This is a genomic window from Gordonibacter urolithinfaciens, assembly GCF_900199375.1.
GTDB lineage: Bacteria > Actinomycetota > Coriobacteriia > Coriobacteriales > Eggerthellaceae > Gordonibacter > Gordonibacter urolithinfaciens.
Map to the genome: position 1 here is coordinate 1314673 of NZ_LT900217.1, position 17870 is coordinate 1332542.

Annotated in this window: 12 protein-coding genes; 2 read left to right on the forward strand and 10 right to left on the reverse strand. The window is 66.1% G+C overall.

Annotated features, from left to right (window positions below; genetic code table 11):
* Positions 1–310 precede the first annotated feature (310 nt).
* The 9 genes from BN3560_RS05760 to BN3560_RS05800 form a co-directional block, all read right to left on the reverse strand.
* Positions 311–796, reverse strand: coding sequence for a CBS domain-containing protein (locus tag BN3560_RS05760; protein ID WP_096227352.1), 486 nt, complete (start codon positions 794–796; stop codon positions 311–313).
* Complete coding sequence (locus tag BN3560_RS05765) at positions 793–2331, reverse strand: DHA2 family efflux MFS transporter permease subunit (protein WP_227115012.1); 1539 nt, start codon at positions 2329–2331, stop codon at positions 793–795. The genes BN3560_RS05760 and BN3560_RS05765 overlap by 4 nt, the downstream gene beginning before the upstream one ends.
* A gap of 1008 nt (positions 2332–3339) precedes the next feature.
* The gene (locus tag BN3560_RS05770; protein ID WP_231897352.1) at positions 3340–6432 is read right to left on the reverse strand and encodes a molybdopterin dinucleotide binding domain-containing protein; all 3093 of its coding nucleotides are present in this window, start codon (positions 6430–6432) and stop codon (positions 3340–3342) included.
* Positions 6433–6655: 223 nt separating this feature from the next.
* Positions 6656–8101 carry an NrfD/PsrC family molybdoenzyme membrane anchor subunit gene (gene nrfD / locus BN3560_RS05775; RefSeq protein ID WP_231897353.1) on the reverse strand — a complete coding sequence of 482 codons (1446 nt, stop codon included), beginning with the start codon at positions 8099–8101 and terminating at the stop codon, positions 6656–6658.
* Between the two features lie 72 nt (positions 8102–8173).
* A complete protein-coding gene (locus BN3560_RS05780; protein ID WP_096227355.1) occupies positions 8174–8821 on the reverse strand; it encodes a 4Fe-4S dicluster domain-containing protein in 648 nt (215 codons plus the stop codon).
* 147 nt (positions 8822–8968) lie between these two features.
* The gene (gene nrfD / locus BN3560_RS05785) at positions 8969–9835 is read right to left on the reverse strand and encodes an NrfD/PsrC family molybdoenzyme membrane anchor subunit (protein ID WP_096227356.1); all 867 of its coding nucleotides are present in this window, start codon (positions 9833–9835) and stop codon (positions 8969–8971) included.
* Positions 9836–9842: 7 nt separating this feature from the next.
* Positions 9843–10379 (reverse strand): 4Fe-4S dicluster domain-containing protein, encoded by a 537-nt coding sequence (locus BN3560_RS05790; RefSeq protein WP_096227357.1) that lies wholly within the window; start codon positions 10377–10379, stop codon positions 9843–9845.
* Position 10380: 1 nt separating this feature from the next.
* Positions 10381–12582 carry a molybdopterin-containing oxidoreductase family protein gene (locus BN3560_RS05795; protein ID WP_096227358.1) on the reverse strand — a complete coding sequence of 734 codons (2202 nt, stop codon included), beginning with the start codon at positions 12580–12582 and terminating at the stop codon, positions 10381–10383.
* A gap of 100 nt (positions 12583–12682) precedes the next feature.
* Positions 12683–13417, reverse strand: a complete 735-nt coding sequence (locus BN3560_RS05800; protein WP_227115008.1) for a molecular chaperone TorD family protein — start codon at positions 13415–13417, stop codon at positions 12683–12685.
* A gap of 211 nt (positions 13418–13628) precedes the next feature.
* Between BN3560_RS05800 and BN3560_RS05805 the strand changes: the two genes are divergently transcribed.
* Complete coding sequence (locus tag BN3560_RS05805; RefSeq protein WP_172623300.1) at positions 13629–15257, forward strand: helix-turn-helix transcriptional regulator; 1629 nt, start codon at positions 13629–13631, stop codon at positions 15255–15257.
* Positions 15258–15305: 48 nt separating this feature from the next.
* On the opposite strand, the gene BN3560_RS05810 is transcribed toward BN3560_RS05805, so the two are convergent.
* The gene (locus tag BN3560_RS05810; RefSeq protein WP_157780549.1) at positions 15306–16814 is read right to left on the reverse strand and encodes a helix-turn-helix transcriptional regulator; all 1509 of its coding nucleotides are present in this window, start codon (positions 16812–16814) and stop codon (positions 15306–15308) included.
* 269 nt (positions 16815–17083) lie between these two features.
* Between BN3560_RS05810 and BN3560_RS05815 the strand changes: the two genes are divergently transcribed.
* Positions 17084–17860: a twin-arginine translocation signal domain-containing protein gene (locus BN3560_RS05815; RefSeq protein WP_096227360.1), complete on the forward strand. Its 777-nt coding sequence runs from the start codon at positions 17084–17086 to the stop codon at positions 17858–17860.
* The last annotated feature ends 10 nt before the right edge of the window (positions 17861–17870 follow it).

Genomic DNA, 17870 nt, shown 5'->3' on the forward strand with positions numbered 1-17870 from the left:
CACTAATCACCGATTATTGCAAAATTTGGGCGCTACCCGCTTTCCGCAGTTTCGCCATCAGGTACTTTCCCGACCCATTCCTTAAAGCTCGCCCTATCTCCTGCCTTGAGACCGGAAAACGGTATAAAACTGGTGAATAGTGTGCACCGGAAGGACTTTTAGCGACCAACGAGCACAGCCATCGGGAATTGGCCCCGCGCGATTGCCACGGTGCCGCCCCGAACAGCGACTGCCCTATCGCCCCGAGCTGCGGCCCTATCGCCCCAGGCTTCGGCCCTATCGCCGCCGGGTCAAGCCCGTCCCTGCGGCCCTATTCCCCGGCGCTTTCCTCGCCGAACAGCACGTCGAACAGGCAGCGCGTGATGGTGGCGCGGCGCACCACGCCGATGAGCTTGCCGTCCTCGTCGATAACCGGCACCTTCTTGAACTTCTTTTTCGCCAGCACGTCGGCGATCTCGCCTACGGCCTGGTCGGCCGTGGCGCACAGCACCTTCTGCACGGCCAGCTCCATGACGTTGCGATGCTTGAGCGCGCGGGCCTTCTCCTCGAAGGACTCGTTGTCGTACAGCACCATGTTGGCGTAGCCGCCGCCGAAGATGGAGCGCGTCTTCTGCGCGGCCACCGCCTTCATGATGTCGCCGTCGCTGATGAACCCCACCACGTGCCGGTCCTCGTCGATGACGGCGAGGCCGCTCGTGCCCAGGTCGTTGAACAGGGCCACGATCTCGCCGAGGTTCTGGTCGTAGCGGCACGTGTACACGTCCCGCTCCATGATGTCGCCTATCGTGCGGTTCATCGTCCCGCCCCTTCCGTCGCTTCCTCCATGCACGCGGCCGCAACGGCGACCGTCGCCTTCACAGGCGCCTCGACCTCCGTCTTCCCGGACGCCCCAACTTGCGGCGCCGGCGCGGTAGCGGTGCGCTTCTTCACGTTGCGCACCTTCAAGATGGCGATGATCAGCGCGACCGCCGCCACCGCCGCGGAGATGCCGTATGCCACGTCGATGCCCGCCGCCGTGGACGCCACGGGGCCGGCCTCGGCGTTTGCCGCGGTCACCATGGTCATCACCGTCACGATGAGCGCCGTGCTCACCGCGCCGCCCACCTGGCGACCCGTGTTGCTGATGGCGTTGCCGTGCGCGATCATGTCGTTCGGCAGCGCGTTGATGCCCCAGGTGGTCACCGGCATGTTCGCCAGCGTCAGCCCCGAAGATTGGATGACGTAGAACACCACGAGGTACGCAACCGTCGTCTTGTCGTCGACGAAGGACAGCGCCGCCAGCGAGCCGGCGAGCCCCGTCAGGCCCACGATGGCGATGACGCGCGGGCCGAACCTGTCGAACAGCATGCCGCTGATAGGGCTGAGGAAAATGGTGGCCACGGCGCCGGGCGTCATGAGGATGCCGGTTTCGAACGCCGTCAGCCCCAAAACGTTCTGCAGGTAGATGGGCAGGATGACGCTGCCCACGGCCAGCGCCGAGTTGACCACCGTCACGATGACGGCCGAGTACGCGAACGTGGGCGTCTTGAGGGCGCGCAGTTGCAGCAGCGGCTCGTCGATGTGCAGCTGGCGATGGATGAACCACGCGAGCGCGACCACGCCCACCGCGATGCTGCCGATGACCACGGCGTTGCTCCAACCCAGCGTACTGGCGCTGGAGAAGCCGTACAGCAGGCCGCCGAACGCGAACGTGGACAGGATGATGGACGGCACGTCGAGGTGCGGGCGCTTGAGCTCGCCTACGTTCGTGAGCAGGAAGAAGCTCACCACCAGCACGAGGATGGCCAGTGGGATCATCGCCCAGAACATCATGCGCCAACCCCACGCGTCGATGATGCCGCCGGCCAGCACGGGGCCGGCCGCCGGCGCGCAGCTCATCACGATACCGGCCATGCCCATGGCCGTGCCGCGCTTCTCGGGCGGGAAGATGAGCATGGGCACCACGCCCACGAGCGGAAGCTGCACGCCTGCGCCGGCCGCCTGCAGCACGCGGCCCACGATGAGGAGCTCGAATGAGGGGGTCGCTGCGCACAGCGCCGTGCCCACGATGAACGAGACGAGCGAGACGAAGAACAGCTTGCGCGTGGAGAAACGGTCGATGAGGAACCCGGTGATAGGCACCATGATGCCGTTGACCAGCATGTAGATGGACGTCACCCACTGCGCAGTGCCGGCCGAGATGGAAAACGCGTCCATCAGCTTCGGCAACGCGGGCGACAGGACGGTCTGGTTCAGGATGGCAAGGAACGCACCGGCCAGCACGATGCCGATGACGGTGATCTCCTTGCGGGTCACCTTATGCTGCTGGGCTATCAATTGTTGCTCGTTCAAGAGCGCATCAACTTCCTTTGCGAACGCGTCGAAGACCAAGCCGCGCCGAAGCGGCGGTCGATCGTCGAGTATGGGATTTCGAGGGGAATGAAAGCTGCCGGGGACGCGTCAGCGGACGCGCATCACCCGAGGGGGCTCGTTCAGCGCCAACCCTGCCACACGCCGTAGTCCACTTCGCCATGCGCGCGGAACGCGGCCGTGCGCGAGCGGCGCCGCGAAAGCTGGGCGAGGCTGGCGTAGCGTTCGTATAGGTTCAGAAGCGATTTCATAGCGGGCAAGTATACCGGAAGCCGAAACCCCCGTATCTTCGAGAAAGCGGCCCGCTTCAAGCGATTTCCACAAGATCGGACAAGTGGTGTCCGAGGCATCTGATCGGAAAACGCATCAAAGAACTTCGAACATCTGGCGAGATCGACGCGGATAGCATTAAGACGCACCGAGGAATGCCGCCATGTACCCCGGACAGTACACTACTCCACTGTCGAGGATTTTGCAGACCGGAGAATGGATGGTTTCAGGGATTTTGCAAACCGGAAATTGGGCAGTTTTTTATATTTCGCAAACCATGTGCATAACTATCATGTACCTATTAACGCCGGTCGTTGTCGAGCGGTTCCGGGAGACATCGCGGCAAGCGAAGCGGTCGGTACATAAGCTAGCGCGTTCGGGCGACCTGCCTCCGGGGCGGCAGGGTTCAAGGGATGCCGCCGCATTTCCCTTGCATTCTGTTCCGAATCGACGTTCTTCGGGTTTTGGGCACCTTCGAGTCACCGTTTTGCCCGCTGTGAAGCTCATCGAGCCGTCACGAGGCAAGCTGACGTCTCGCGACCTGCGCAAACGTGCGCGCATCTCGCGGAAAGCCGCCGGAAAGCGTCGTCGTCGGCATCAAATCGCTTCACAGCGGGCAAAACGGTGCATTTCAACCGCTCAAAAGGCGAAGGACCGGCGATCGCCATCGTCGGCAGCGTGCGGGCGCGAGGGGGGTTCGCTCCCGCGCCCGCACGCCTTCTACGCTTTCCGCACTTCCACCCAGAGGTCGAATTGGGCCGCGCCGCCGCCGATGGGGTCGCAGAGGCCGCCGCCTCCGGCGAGCGTGGGATCGTCGGGCAGAAGCTCGTTCATGCGGAAGCCCCGGCCGCGGCCTCCGGCGAAGCCCGTCTTCTGCTTGCCGGGCTCATCGCCGTCGAGGACGCCCTCCTCTTCCAGGTAATCGGGCGCGGGACCCACCTGCTGGCCGTCGACGGTCACCGCTCGCGCGCCGTAGCCCTTGTGCCCGAACGAGTAGTTCGAGCCCACCACGCCAGGACGGATGCCCTCGGTCACGCGCACATGGCCGGCCATCGCCCCGACCGATCCTTCGATCTCCACGGCGTCGCCATTGGCCAGGCTGCGCGCCTCGGCGTCGGAAGGGTGCATCCACACGAAGTTCTCGGTGGTCGTCTCGCGCAGCCAGGGCGCGGCGATGGTGCGATGCGAGCCGTTCGTGCGGGCCTTCCAGTTGATGAAGGCGAGCGGGCGCTCGGGCGGGTGCTCCATCGGCGTGCCGTCGGCGAACGCCACCGGGGCGGGGTGCGCTAGCCCGTCGAAGTTCTCTCCGGTCAGAGCGTTCTTGAGCGAGGCGGTCTTCGGATCGTAGAATTGGCACAGCCCGCCGTAGCGCGCCTTGATGAGCTCGCCCTCGTAGCCGTCGCCCTTCGCCGGATCGGCCGAGGCGAACCTCCCGCCGCGGTTGAGCACGTACACCACCTTCGGCCATTCCTCATTGGTGACGGCCGCCTTCCACGCCGCCAGGTCGAACGCCTCGCCCAGCGCGCGCGTCCGGGCGCGCTCGAACAGCGCGAGCTCCTCGGAGTCGGCGTCGGGCACGGGCTCCTTGCCCGTGTAGGCGATGTTCGCGGCCATCTTCAGCCAGTAGTCGTACTCGTTCGACAGCGCCGCCGTGCCACCCGCGCCGTCCTTGCCCACCGGCACCGCGCCCTCGCCCACGCCCGGCAGGTTGAGGCGCGCCATGAGGTCCAGGTACACGTCCTCCACCGAGCGCGGGCCCTCGTACGCCCGCACGGCCGGCTGCCCCAGCTGGATGAGCTGGTAGGGCTGGTTGGGATAGATGCTCTCCTGGCTGAACCGCTCGAGGTACACCTTGTCGGGCAGCACGAAGTCGGCGTAGCGCGACGTGTCGCCTATCTCCACGTCGAACGACACGAGCAGGTTGATCTTGGCCTGGTCGCCCAGCACGTCGACCAGGCGGTCGCCGCCCGGCGTGGAGTCCACGAGCGAATGGCGGTGGATGAACAGCGCGCCCAGGTGGTCGTACACGTAGCCGGCGCGCAGCGCGGGCACGATCTCGTGCGAGAGGTTGCCCGGCAGCGGGTACCACGGCCGCGGCGCGGGATAGCCGGCCTGCTTGAAGTAGCTGGTCTTCTCGTACTCCACCTTCTGGCGCGTGATGGGGATGCCCCAGCCCGCGTGCGCGTCGGGCACCTTCTTCAAATCGTAGCGGCCCTCAAACGGGGCGAACTTCGCGCCCGCCGCCAGGTGCCCGCCCTTCCAGTCGTGGTTGCCGATGAGGAAGTTGAGGTAGCCCGCCGCCCGCACGGCGTCGAAGCCGTTGGCGTGCATGGCCGGGCCGCGGTAGCTCATGACGCAGGCGCGCTTGCCGTGCGAGGTGAACTCGCGGGCCACGTCGGCCACCACGGCGGGGTCGATGCCGGCCTCGGCGGCGTACTCCTCCATCGTGCGCTCGCCCACGCGCTCCTTGAGCAGCGAGAACACGCTTCGCACGCGCGCGGGCTTGCCCTTGATCTCGATCTCGGCGTCCACCTCGAGGTCAGCCAGACCCGCCACGGCGTCGGCGGCCACCAGCTCGCCGTCCGCGAACACGAAGCGCGCGTCGTCCTTGAGCGCCTCGCCGTCCGACCCGGCCTCGCCGGCGCGCCCGAGCAACTTCGCCGTGACCACCGGTGCGTTCGGCAAATCGACTGCCACGAGGTGCGTCGCGTCACTCCAGGTGGGCTCGCCGATGACCGCTGCGGCGGCCTTGCCCGGCGCGCGCAGGTACGCCTCGTCGTAGCGCCCGTTGTCGATGATCCACGCCATCATGGCGAACGCGAGCTCGGCATCCTTGCCGGGCACCACGGGCAGCCACACGTCGGCCTTCGACGCGCTGCGGCCCTGGCGCGGGTCCACCACGTACAGCTTCATGCCGCGCTCGCGCGCGACGGACAGGCGCGGTGCCAGCCACGACGGCCCCTTGTTGGCCGTCATGGGCTCGGTGCCCCAGATGATGAGGCATTCGCAGTGGTCGATGTCGGCGTACATGCGCTTGTGGTTCGTCGTGGGGTGCGTGCGCACGTTGGCCATGACGCCGGTCATGCCGCATACGCCGCCGTGGTTGAAGTTGTTGACCGAGCCGAACCCCTGCTGCGTGAGGCGGTCGCCGATGAGGAACATGCGATCGCCGCCGGCCGAGCAGAACAGGTTGGACTTCGGGCCCAGGTCGGGGTGCGACGTGTCGATGAGGATGTCGGCCCACTTCACGTCGAACGCGTCCTGGGTCATCTCGCCGGACTCCACAAGCGCGACTTCGGCCTCCACCTGCTTCTTCGGCGCCCAGGCGTACCATTCCGCAATACCGGGCGTGCCGAGGGTCGGCGAGCCGTGCACGATCTCGTCGAGCGCCGTGTCCCAGTCCACTGTTTCCCACTCGTCGCTTCCGCGCGCGCCCACACGGCGCAACGGACGGGTGATGCGGAACCGATCGTGCACGAGCTGGACGCCCGACTGGCCTTTGAGGCAGATCATGCCGCCATTGGTCGCGCGGCCCTCGCGCGCCATGCCGTCGCCGGGAGCGAGCGCCTCCTCGGGCCGCGTGCCATAAGGCACGGGCGCGTAGGGCTGCGAGTTGAGCGGCGAGTACGGGTTGCCCGCGATCTTGCGCACGAGCGCCGTGGCCCCCTCGTTGGCCTGCGGGCCGTCGGCCGCATCGCACACGCGCACCTTGATGGTGCAGTACGTGTTGCAGTTGTTGCACATCGACAGGATCACGTCGTCGGCCGCGTACGCGCCGGTGGCGGTGCCTCGTCCATGTGGTGTGTCGGTCATAGGATCGTCGCTTGCCATATAAGCCCCCAATCCGGTTCCTGCCGCCAAAGCGCCTAACGCCACCGCGCAGCCCGCACCCACAACCGCGCGCCGCGACGGCGTGCCGAACACGCTTGCGGAATTCGGCTCGATCATACCGCTCGCACAAGAGCACGCAGACGGCGTTGCTACCGTTGGCGCGTATTCCGCGCCGACACCGCATGTTTCCTTCGACCGGCCGTCGTTACGCTGCGCTTCCATCGCGCACCTCCTTAGCCCTCGAGCCTTCGCCGCACGATGACGCATCCGCATCGGGCACCGCCTTTGTATACGCGCTCTCCAGCCAAACTTCTCCCTCACTCGCACCCATGCGCTCGAGCGGCAGCAACCTTACTGCCAAGCCGTAGCAACCCACAGCCAGCCCCAGCACAAACAGCGCCACCATCACCTCGCCGAGGCTCGGCACATAGACCGGCGTGGGCATACCAGCCAAGAGCGGCACCGAAAACCCGGCCACCACCAGCACATAGCGCAACGCCAGCACGCCCGCCAGAGCCGCCAGCGCGGCAGCCACGGCCCACGCGCCGCCAGCACTGCCGCGATCGGCCCCAACGGCGCCGCCATCACGAGCGCCGCGCGAGCGCGCCGCGCCCACCGCCAGCAGCACCGCTGGCGCCACGAGGCCCAGCCCGATCTCACCCAGCCAGAACAGCGGCGCCAAAGGACCTGCCACCATTGCCTGTACGGGGGCAGCCACCGCCGGGTCTCCCGACAGCAGCGCCGGCGCCACTTGGAAGAATATGCAGAACGCCAGCGCAAACAACGACGCGGCCAGCACGCGGTTCAACCCCACGAGCACGCCGCCGTCCGGCTGCGCCCCGCGCAAGCGTGCCAGCAACCGGTACGCAACGACCAGAAACGCGGCCGCCGTCACGATAGCCATGACGTAGAACAGCACCGACGTGATGCCGCCCTCCCACAGCCCGCGGGTTTTCACCGCGGCAAAGAACATGCCCGTGCCGCCCGGAGGCCCCACAAACGAGGTGGCCACGCCCACGCCGGCCAACACGCGGATGGCCAAGTTCACGTTGCCCCGCCGCCTGAGCACGTCGGGGCTCGTCGCGCCCGCCGCCGATGCTTTCACACCCGACAACTCCGCACCTAACGCTCCCGCGCCCGGCGCGTCCGCGACCCCGTCGCCGCCCGCCGCAGCCTCGGCCGTGCGCTTGTCGTTCAGCAGCACCAACGCGAACTGCACGATGGCGATCACCATGAAGAACACGTACGCCTTGATCTCCCAAGCCAGCGGCGACGACCAGTGGAAGAACAGCAGCGTGCCCAGCGAGTGCCGGATGGCGCCCAAGTCGATGCCGATGAAGATCATCGACACCACAAGCGACACCATGCTCAAGCCCAGCGACAGGCGCGCGATGGGCGCGAAGCGCGGCAGCCTCAGCAGGTACACCAAAGCCGACAGCAGGTACAAACCGCCCGCCAGCCCCGAGAACCAGATGTACACCACCACCCACAAACCCCAGGGCACGGCGTTCGTGGCCCCGGCCATGCCCAGGCCGTTCGCCAGCCGGTCGAACATGAAGTACGCGCCCGCTGCCAACAGCACGCCCACGATAACGGCCCAACCTACCGTCGCGCGGCGCGAGAACGCCGCCGGCAACGCGTAAGCCTGCAACCGCGGCTCGCGTGAACCCCGCGCTTTTCGCGCCTTTCGCTCAGCGCTCGATGTCATAGCTCTTCACCTCGATCATTTCAGGTAGTAGACGGACGGGTTCGTACCCAGCTCTTCGCGCAGGCGGAACGCCCGCGGAGAGGCCGCCAGCTGCGCCACCTTCGACGCCGGGTCGTTCAAGTCGCCGAAGTACCGCGCGTCGCCGATGCACGTCTCGCAGCACGCAGGCGCCTCGCCCTCGGCGATACGGTGCGCACAGAACGTGCATTTGCGCACCGTGCCGTACGTACCGCGATACTTCCCGCGCGCCCCACGATCCACGCCGTACTCGGGCGCGGTCACCTGGTCGGCCGCCTGCATCTCGACGGCGTACGACGAGCCTTCGTCGGCCGACCGTGCGCCGTAGGGGCAGGCGGCGATACAGTACTTGCAGCCGATGCAGCGATCGGCGTCGATGACCACGATGCCGTCCTCACCGCGGTACGTGGCCTGCACGGGACACACCGACACGCACGCCGGGTTCTCGCACTGCATGCACGGGCGCGGCACCGCCTGTATGCGCACGTTGGGGAACGTCCCCGTCTCCTGCTCGAGCACCACGTTGTACGTAACGCCGGGCGGCGTGCGGTTCTCGGCCTTGCACGCCACGGTGCACGAGTCGCACCCGACGCATTTCGCCAGATCGATGACCATGCCCCAATGCGGGCGGGAGGAATCTTCCATGCGGCACCTACTTTCCTAACGGGGAGCACCACGACCCGAGAGGGCCGCGGTGCTCCAAAGGAGAACAGGCGGTCCCAGGGGGAAGGAGACCGCCTGCGGTAACGGCCATCGGCTGCCGAGGGGAATGCGGGCCGAGGCCGAGAAAGGTCAGAGGAACAGCACCGGCAACGCCGCCAAGATGACCAGCAGGCGCAGAAGGAAACCGCCCACGAGCACGCCCGCCTCACCGATGAGGCTCACCACCAGCGACGTGGTAGACGTTTCCACCCGCTTCGCAATGAACACCGGATAGCCCTCGATGCAGAACGGCGCCACCAAGCCCAAGACGACGATACCGCCCCAGAACGCCGGAGCATACTGCCCCGCTATCAGGGAGTGCACCGATGCCGCACCCTCGAAGCTGCCGGCGCTCACGATGACGAGCATGGTGAACAACACCACCATCTCAATAGCCGAGAGGATGACGTGCGACTTCTTGATGAGCCACATGTGCTCGAAGCGCTCGCGATCGGTGACGAGGCCCACAAGCGACGTGGCCGCGAGGCCCGCCGACAGCGCCGACACCACGAACAGGATGGGCAGGATGGCGTTGTTCCACAACGGGTACGCCTTCACAACGCCCAGCAGGAAGCCGGTGTAGGCCGCCACAGCGAACGCGAACACGATGCCGATCCACGTGAGCCACTTCGGCACCTTCTTCTTCAGTATCTCGAGCACGGCCGCCGCCAAGGCTACCGGCATATAGACGCAGATGAAGTACACGCCCAGCGTCATGACGGAGCCGGGGTTCGACACGAGCCAGAAGAAGCGCAGCGGGTTGTGCAGGCCGGCTTCGGCGTCGATCATGAGCATGAGCAGGCCGAGCCCTAAGAACACGGGCGCGATGATACGACCGGCGATGCGCATCTTGTTGCTGTCGGGATACTTGGCCTCTACGAACGCGGCCGTCAGAAACGCTCCGGCCGAGGCGCCGGCCAGAAACAGATACCATGCGATCAAAGGTCCCCAAACCATGGTTTCATCACCTCACGTAGTAGATCTTGGAAGCGGTCAGGTTGCTTGCGAGCGGTTGCGCATGGTACTGCGCGATAGCCTGCGAGATGTCGCTCTCGGGGTCGTCCAGGTCGCCGAACACGCGCGCCCCGGATATGCACGTCCCCACGCAGGCGGGCGGGTTGCCCGGCTCACCGTTTTCCCAGCAGAAGCGGCACTTCTCCACCACGCCGGTCGACTCCTGCACGATGCGGGCCTGGTACGGGCACGCGGCCATGCAGTACTTGCAGCCGATGCACTTCTCCGGGTCCACCAGCACCACGCCGGAGTCCGTGACGTACGTGGCATGCGTGGGGCACACGGCCGCGCAGGGCGCGTCCTCGCAGTGCTGGCACTGGGTGGGCACGATCTCGTTGTACACGTTCGGGTACGTGCCGGTCTCCAGCTCGTGGAACTTGATGAACGACTCTCCGGGCTCCAGATGGTTCTTGGCCTGGCAGGCCAGGCGGCAGGCGTAGCAGCCCACGCACTTCTTCGTGTTGATAAGCATTCCGTAGCGTGCCATGTTATGCCTCCACCTTCTTCACCGTAACCGCAACCTCCTGGCTCATCATGGAGCCCACGCCCGGTTCCATGTCGAACGGGATGAAATCCGTGAGCGCGATGCCGTAGCGGTACGCGCGCGTCTGGGCCGGCGAGTCGCCGCCGTAGTGCGTGGGCAGGAACACCACGCCGGGCTTGAGGCGCTGCGTCACACGGGCCTCCACCTGGCCCACGTGCTCGCTCGATGCCACTTCCACGGTGTCGCCCGTCTGCACGCCCAAATCCTCGGCGTCCTGGGCGGATATCCACAGGCGCTCCATGTGGTACTCGCGCGAGATGGCGTTCAGGCAGGCGATGTTCTGCGTCATGGTATGGGAGTGGATGCCCTGCTTGCCGCCCACGATGGCGAACTCGCCATCCTTCGGCGTAACCTTGCGCGGGATCCACCCGATGACCGGGTTCAGGCCCGCAGCGCCCACGGCCTCGGAGGAGAACTCGAACTCGCCCGACGGCGTCTTGAACTTCGGCGTGCCGTACTGGAAGTTGGGGTCGGGCAGCTCCACCACGCCCTCCCGCTTCATGGTGTCGAGGTCCACGCCCACGGTGGCCAGCTGGGCGGCGGCCAGGTCCTCGGCTGTGAACTGGAAGTACTCGCCCACGCCGCAGGCCTCGGCCAGGCCGTTGAATATCTCGTCGCAGGTCTTGGCGTCTGGCAGCACCTTGTCGATGGCCACGGTGCGCATGCCCACGAAGTGCTTCTTGCCGCCGATCCACTCGGGCAGCTCCAGGCGCTCCAGGTACGTGACCTCGGGCAGCACGTAGTCGGACTGCAGCGCCGTCTCGGACATCTGCACGTCGATGGTCACGGCGAGCTCGGCTTTCTGCAGCGCCTCCGTCCACATCTTCGGCTGCGCGTAGCCCTTCGCGGCGTTGGAGTTGTAGAAGAAGAGGCCCTTGATGGTTCCGTCGAGCGCCGCCTTGAGGGCGGCCAGGTTCGTGCCGGCGCTGTCGAGGGCGAGCGGGTACTCCTTGTTGCCCACGCGCTTGGCCTGGGGCTTCGGCGGGTCGGCGAAGCGGGCGTCAGCCAGCTTGCCGGCCGCCGGCGACGACGTGAGCAGCGCGCCGCCCTTGGCGCCGTAGGAGCCCAGGAGCGCGTTCACGGCCGAGGCGGCACGGGCCGTCTCGAAAGAGTTCTGGTACGAGCAGCCGATGACGGCGCGCCAGCCCGCCTCGATGGAGGCGGCGGGGGCGGCCTTCGCCATGGCGCGCGCCAACTCCCGGATGCGCTCGGCGGGCACGTCGGTGATCTTGGCGGCCCACTCGGGCGTGTAGTTCCTGGCCTGGGCGGCGAACTCGTCGAAGCCCGCGGTGCTCTGCTCCACGAAGCCGTGGTCGTAGAGGTCCTCCTCGATGAGCACGTTGCAGAGCGCCAGGATGAACGCCAGGTCGGTGCCCGGGTTGATGGGTACCCAGTCGCTCGAGAAGATGCCGGAGTTGTTGAGGCGCGGGTCAACGCTCACGATGCGCGTACCGGCTTCCTTGGCCGATGCGAGGCTCTGCACGGACGAGGGGCGGATGCCGTCGCCGTAGCTGCGGCCGATGAACATGACCATCTTCGCGTTGGCGAAGTCGGTGGAGTAGTTCGACGCGCCCATGGTCTGCTGGTAGGCGCTCTCCTTCGACAGGTTGCACGACGAGGAGTGCGCGTACACGTTCGGACTGCCCAGCGCGTTCATGAAGCGCTTGGAGTAGTACTTGCCCGACGGGCGCGGATCCTGGATGATGGCGAGGGACTCGGGGCCGTCCTTGGCGATGATGGCCTGCACCTTCTCGCCGATCTCACGGAAGGCCGTGTCCCAGTCGATGGGCTCGAACTCGCCGCCCTCCTTGCGGCGCAGGGGCTGCGTGACGCGCTCGTCCGAGTACGCCAACTGGGCCAAGCCATGGCCGCGGCCGCAGATGCGGCCCTTCGAGTAGGGGTGCACCTCGCTGCCCTTGAGCGTGTACAGCCTGCCGCCCACCGTGGTAGCCACGAGGCCGCATTTGCTGGAGCAACCGTTGCAGAGCGACGGCGCCGTCTTCACCTCGCCGGACGCCGCGCCATCCGCCTCGGCGGCCTGCGCCTCGGCGCGCCAGGCGCCGAGCGAGAGCGACCCCGCGGCGGCGAGGGCGGCCGTGGCGGCCGTCCCCTTCAGAAACGTTCGCCTTGAAACGTCTTCGAACATCCCATTCCTCCCTTTCGTCTTTTCATGCTGATCGGTTTTGGTGAGGCAGGGGGCGGGATGACGCCCTATCCACGACGGAGCATCATCCCGTCCCCCTGCCTCACCCTGCACCTGTCTTCGTCGCAGCCCGCCCGGCCAGCGCGACGAGGGCGCGCAGGTGGGCGATGCCCTCCGCGAGCGCCGCACGGCGGGCGTTGTCGAGCCGCTCGGAGCGGGCGGCCCCATCGGCGCTGCGGCACAGCGCGGCGTCGTAGTCGTCCAGCCAGTCCAGGTGGTCGCGGGCGACGTCGGACGCCGCCTGGGCATTGCCGTTCTGCAAAAACAGGGCCAGCAGGTCGAGCGTGAGCGCCAGATGGTCGGGCGTGGCGGCGAAATGCGCGGGAACCTCTATCTGGAGCGTCGCGTACACGCTTTGCAGGTGGCGCGCCGCATCGCCCAGGTACAGGCCGCGCTGGGCGCCGAAGGCGTTGCCCGGTGCGGACGACCACGGCTTGTAGAGCGATTCCACCGGCAGCGCCGCCAGCGGCATGCCGGGCAGGAGCACCTCGTTCTGCAGCGTTGAGCGCACCTCCCACGAAGGCAGCGCGAAAGGATGCGGGAAGAGGGCGCCTCCGGCTCCGCCTGGGAACGCCGCGTCGGGAAACGGGCTCGATGCATCGTCCTCGGCCGCGCACACTGCTTTCCGGCCCGCCCCATCGAGGAGCATCGTTGCCGCATCGTGCGCCTCCGGCTGCATGGCGATTTTGGATACGTCGCCGTATTCCGCTTCGGTGAGAACGGAAAACAAAGGCGCAATGAGCGATAATACGGTGACTACGTTCGAAGTCGCGTCCACGGCGGGTATCCTTTCCTCGATGCCCCCATCGTAGGCGCGAGGCGGGAAACGGTTGTCATCAATAATTGATGATTTGCCCCTTTCCCCTGCTAAACGCTTTGTTGAAAGCAACGTGCCGAAACGGGCGAAGCGAAGGCGTTACGCGCTCGTCACCTCTACGGCACCATACGAGATAGGGGAACCGGTGTCCGTCGCACGCGATCGGCGCAGCATGCGCATGGTGTGGAAGACGATGCGCCTGCGCCATGTGGGCATGGGTTTCTTCTGGGCCTGCAGCATGCTCACGTTCCGCAGCTCCATCCTGTTGTCGGGCTCCGCCAACACGCCGGAATACGAGTCGCTGGTGGTCATCGTGTCGTTCGTTGCTAACATGACCACCATGCTGGCGGTGGCCGCCTGGGTCGAGAACGACCCCGTGCGCATCGACCGCCTGCCCATCTGGCCCCTGCCCGTGCTCGTGGTCGCCGGCCTGCTGCTGGTGTTCGCCGCCGGGCGCGCAGGAGGCGGCGCGCTGCTGCCGCTGCTGTTGGGAGGGGCCGTGGTGGCGGGTGTTGGCTACGGCCTGTTCTGGGGAAGCTGGGCCGACTGCTACGGGCGCATGCATCCGGCGCGCACGTCGTTCTACCTGCCGGTGACGTTCCTGCTCACCGCTGCGCTGTTCCTGGCCGTGTCGCTCTTGAGCGAGAACCTGGGCGTGCCCGCCATCGTGCTCATGCTGCCGCTGCCCTTGGCTTCGTACGCATGCCTGCTGCGATGCCGAGCGGAGCAGCCGGACGGTCGCGCCGCGCCCTCGGGCGGGACGCGCCGCTCGCTTGCCGCGCTGGGCTCGCTGCTGGGGTTGATAGTGGCCAGCCTGGTACTCTCGTGCCTGTTCGGCTTCGTATGGGAGCTCACCGTGTTCTCGGTGGGGTCGGTGAACGAGGCGCACCTCAGCCCTCTCGTGGCCAACCTTGCGGTGGCTGCGGCGCTCGTGGGCCTCGTGCTGTACGCGCGCACGCGCATCAACCTGGACCTGGCTTACCGCATCATCGTGCCGGTGATCGTGGTGCTGTTCGCCGTGCTGCCGTTCTTCTGGGAGACGAACCCCGTGGCGCTCAACATCATCATGAGCGCCAGCTACGGCTTGTTCGACGTCATCATCTGGTCGCTCGTGGCGGCCTGTTCCTACGACTTCGCCGTGTCGGGCTACATCGTGGGCGGCATCGTGCGCTCGCTGTCCGTGCTGCTGCGCCTGGTGGGCATGGGCATCGGGTTCCTCATCACGCTCGTGCCGGGCAAGCCGTCGGCGCTCATCGTGGGCGTGTCCATCGGCGCGCTGTACGTGCTGGTCATGTTGGGGCTGTTCAACGCGCTGCGCCGCAAGCGCCGCCTGGCGGCAGGCGACGGCAAGAACCGGGACGATGCGTACTTGGACGGAGTGGCAGTCCCGCCGCAGGTCGGAGGGGCGCCCGCGCCCGTCGCCACTCCCGCAGATGCTGCGGCCGTCTTCGCACCTGCGGTGCCCGCCACCGCGGCCGCGCACGCGCCCGCCATGCCAGCCGCGACCGCTTCCGCAGCACCGGAACCGGCACCGTCACCTGCCGCACCCGAAGCCCCTACCCCGACGGCCGCCGACGATGCCGAGCAGGTCCTCTACACCGCCATCGCAGAAGACTACGGCCTCACCCGCCGCGAGGCCGAGGTGCTGCCCTTCCTGGCTCGCGGCCGCTCCGCCAAGGTGATCGCCGAGGCCCTCTTCGTGTCCGAGAGCACCGTGCGCACCCACATCCGCCGCATATTGGAAAAGACCGACCTTCATTCGAAGCAGCAGGTCATCGACCTGATCGAGCGGTACGGGTAGCAAGGCGCCAGCACGGGCGCGCATCGCGCCCGCTGCATGCCCGCCCCGTCACCCTTCGGTTCCCTCCCGCTTCCCGGCCGGCCGCAGTAGATCCATGAACTCCTGCTGAGAATGTACTCCGCATTTGGCGTAGATATTGCGCGCATGCGCATGCAAGGTGTTCAAGGAAATGATGAGCTCATCGCGAATGTAAGGCCGACTCCTTCCGGCCAGCAGCAGCTCTGCCACCTCCGTCTCCCTGTTCGACAGGCCATAGGTCGCCCGCAGCTCCTCCGCCTGCTGCGCGAACAAGGCGCTGATGTCGTCGGCAGTGGACGTACTGTCAGCAGCCCCGCCCTCCGCCTTATCATCGCGGCCCGACCAGCGCGGACTCATGCGGAAGAACGACCAGCGCGGATTGAAGCCCACCACCATGGCAACCAGCAGCACAGCCACGAAGAACAGCAGCGACTCGTTCATCACGTTCGCAGCGGTAACGCCGTCGATAACGGCCAGTCCGTACCATGTGCCGACGAATATCCCCACCCCTTCGGCAGCGAACAACGCGCCGAACAGCAGGTAAGCAGGAACATTGGAACGCCGAACGAACTTCGGGGCGGCAATCCAGAAACTGAACTGCACGCCGAACATGCCGATGAAGTTCACCGTATACGCCACGATCCGCTGCACCGGGTCGTCGTAGTCGTAGTACAGCAGCGCATAGCTGAGCAGCAGGAGCGGCAGCCCCCAGCGAAACATGAGCGTGAAGTTAAGCTGGCGCGACAGCTTGATGCACGACAGCAGGGCGATGATGGAGAGCACGGACGAGCACGAGAACGGCACGAGGTAGTGCAGGAACCGATCGCCTACCACATCAGGCGTCGAGAGCAGCCGAAAATACGCGAACTGGAACCAGAGCATCGCGAACAGCAGGCTCAACGTTGCGACTCCCGCCAGAGCGGAAGCAAGCTCGCGTCCATCTATCAGCCGATCTACTTTGACGCCCACATCCGCCCCACCCGTGGACAAATCGGCAGCACGAAAGGCGAAGTACATGGAAAGCAGGGGGAGCAAGGCGTTCACTGCCATCGATGCGGGCCCTTTAAGGGCAAGGAGGATGAAGTAAAGGAAAAACGACAGGATAAACGAAGCCGGCGCAGAGAATTCTATGGCAGCCTCGTTGTAGCGGCTCATCCGGTCTCCCCAGACCAACGCCATCATAGCGAAGCCGACGCCGGCAACCATGCCGCCAACGGCAGATACCGTCTGGTACGTCGACTCGTAGAAGAAGCTCGTCCAGATAACCACGGTCCCCACCGAGGCGAAAAGGGCCGCCACTACCCCGAACGATTTCTTGCCCGCAAGCCGCGTTCGCGAGGAGGCAACCATGAGCACAAGGGACGCCACGGCAATGAGCAGGCCCGCCCAAACCCAAACACGCTCGCTGCTGCGCACCACGCGGATAACGGGAACCAGCCCGCACGAGAAGAAGGAAAAGTAGTTCCACGCCAAGAAGAAAGCGAACCCTATCGCCTGCTTCCGGTACCCCTTCATGTGCCCTGCAAGATACTGAACCATGCCGTTGTCCCCCCTCAAGGCAGATCTCCGAGGTTCGGCGCACGACCTCTTCCCCATCCAATAGTAGCGCAAACTGGCAAGAATGTCGGTGGCGTGGCAACTGCCCACCTGGGACGATGCGAAAATAGTCACATCATGATTAGGCCTGCGAGGCCTTCTGCGCCAAGCATTACGGCAATGCGGTGATGCGCGCGGGCTCCCTGCCGTGGATGATGACAGGGTCGGATGCAAGCGCAACCGACGCACTCAACAGAGGAGAAGGAGGGAGTATGGCAAGGACCAACCTAGATCGCAGGAGCTTTCTGAAAGCTGCTGGCGGCCTCGGCGCCCTGTCGATCGCTGGCGTGGGGATCGCCGGCCAGGTGCCTAAGGCACAAGCAGAGGAAACCGCGTTTCCCGAACAGCAGAACGGTCAGCCCCTCGAGGCAACCGTCGATACCGTGACGGGCAAGCTTGAGGTCAACGAGGACGTGATCGTGCGCTACAGCGCATGCCTCGGCTGCTATAGCTCGTGCGGCAACCGTCTCAAGCTGGACCGGCAAACGGGTCGCCTCATCTCGGTGGGCGGAAACCCTTATCACCCGAGCTGCGCATACCCGTTCTTGAACTTCGACGAGCCGCTCAGCGAGGCCTACCAGGCCATGGGGTTCGCACCCGGCAAGGGAAACCTCACCCGCGGCACCGTGTGCGGCCGGGGGCAGGCAACCCAGGACGTATACGCGCAACCCGACCGCATTACCGCGCCGCTCAAGCGCGCCGGCAAGCGCGGCGAAGGCAAATGGAAGGCAATCACCTGGGACGACCTTATCAAGGAGGTCACCGAGGGCGGCAAGCTGTTCGCCGACGCGGGCGAGGATCGCGAGGTCGAGGGCTTCAAAGCTCTCCATGATACCGTGACGCCTTTGAACCCCGACTGCCCCGACCTGGGACCGGTGTCGAACCAGTTCGTCATGCTGGGCGGACGAGGCGACGGCCGCACCACCATCGGAACCCGTTTCACCAACTGCTTCGGCTCGCTAAACCAGTATGGCCACGGCTCCACTTGAGGCGGCTCCC

What these genes read in the sequence shown, in the direction of transcription:
- BN3560_RS05790 (WP_096227357.1), bottom strand. Translation starts at nt 10,379, where the DNA reads ATGGCACGCTACGGAATGCTTATCAACACGAAGAAGTGCGTGGGCTGC.
- BN3560_RS05770 (WP_231897352.1), bottom strand. Translation starts at nt 6,432, where the DNA reads ATGACCGACACACCACATGGACGAGGCACCGCCACCGGCGCGTACGCG.
- BN3560_RS05805 (WP_172623300.1), top strand. Translation starts at nt 13,629, where the DNA reads ATGCGCATGGTGTGGAAGACGATGCGCCTGCGCCATGTGGGCATGGGT.
- BN3560_RS05815 (WP_096227360.1), top strand. Translation starts at nt 17,084, where the DNA reads ATGGCAAGGACCAACCTAGATCGCAGGAGCTTTCTGAAAGCTGCTGGC.
- BN3560_RS05810 (WP_157780549.1), bottom strand. Translation starts at nt 16,814, where the DNA reads ATGGTTCAGTATCTTGCAGGGCACATGAAGGGGTACCGGAAGCAGGCG.
- nrfD (WP_096227356.1), bottom strand. Translation starts at nt 9,835, where the DNA reads ATGGTTTGGGGACCTTTGATCGCATGGTATCTGTTTCTGGCCGGCGCC.
- BN3560_RS05760 (WP_096227352.1), bottom strand. Translation starts at nt 796, where the DNA reads ATGAACCGCACGATAGGCGACATCATGGAGCGGGACGTGTACACGTGC.
- BN3560_RS05780 (WP_096227355.1), bottom strand. Translation starts at nt 8,821, where the DNA reads ATGGAAGATTCCTCCCGCCCGCATTGGGGCATGGTCATCGATCTGGCG.
- BN3560_RS05795 (WP_096227358.1), bottom strand. Translation starts at nt 12,582, where the DNA reads ATGTTCGAAGACGTTTCAAGGCGAACGTTTCTGAAGGGGACGGCCGCC.